This is a genomic window from Corallococcus praedator, from assembly GCF_003612125.1.
Taxonomy (GTDB): domain Bacteria; phylum Myxococcota; class Myxococcia; order Myxococcales; family Myxococcaceae; genus Corallococcus; species Corallococcus praedator.
In genome coordinates, this window is record NZ_RAWI01001079.1 from 1 (window position 1) to 437 (window position 437).

At 65.0% G+C, this 437-nt stretch carries 1 protein-coding gene; it reads right to left on the reverse strand.

The window, feature by feature from the left end:
* Nucleotides 1–437, reverse strand: a 437-nt coding sequence (locus D7Y13_RS43105) for an acyl-CoA dehydrogenase family protein (protein ID WP_208734650.1), incomplete at both ends; no start/stop codon positions are given.

The following is a 437-nucleotide window of genomic DNA, read 5'->3' on the forward strand; positions in this document are numbered from 1 at the left end:
CAGGTGAACGGACCGCGCAGGCCGCGCACTTCGGGGAAGGCGTTCTCTTCCGGAACGAACACGTTGTCCATCACGATCTCGCCGGTGATCGAGGCACGCAGGCCGACCTTGCCATGGATCGCCGGGGCGCTCAGGCCTTCCCAGCCCTTCTCGAGGACGAAGCCGCGGATCTGCCCTTCGTCATCCTTGGCCCAGACCACGAAGACGTCGGCGATCGGGCTGTTGGTGATCCACATCTTGCTGCCGCTCAGGCGATAGCCGCCGTCGACCTTCTTCGCCCGGGTGACCATCGAGCCCGGGTCGGAACCGTGGTTCGGCTCGGTCAGGCCGAAGCAGCCGATGTATTCGCCGCTGGCCAGCTTGGGCAGGTACTTCTGCCGGGTGGCTTCGTTGCCGAATTCATGGATCGGCACCATCACCAGCGAGGACTGCACGCT